This window comes from Leifsonia sp. SIMBA_070 (assembly GCF_046534635.1).
Classification (GTDB): Bacteria; Actinomycetota; Actinomycetes; order Actinomycetales; family Microbacteriaceae; genus Leifsonia.
Map to the genome: position 1 here is coordinate 1 of NZ_JAWRYK010000835.1, position 241 is coordinate 241.

The following is a 241-nucleotide window of genomic DNA, read 5'->3' on the forward strand; positions in this document are numbered from 1 at the left end:
CATCACGGGACAGGAAGCACTCATTCTCCCCACCAAGGGCCGGACAGAACTGGACATCCAGGAGACCGGGCCGCAGTTTGTCTCAGTGGAGGACACCGTGTGCGCAGTTCACGCCTCGCGCGGAAACCTGACGCCGGTCTCCGACAACCTGCTGTCCGAACCGGCCATCGTATCCCGGCTCGGCGCGCTGATCGTCGGCGACAGGATCGACGCCGACTGGGCAGGATACGAGAAGGATTAT

1 pseudogene is annotated in these 241 nt (G+C 63.1%); it reads left to right on the forward strand.

The window, feature by feature from the left end:
* Nucleotides 1-241, forward strand: a pseudogene (locus SB754_RS22560) (hypothetical protein); the annotation flags it as partial.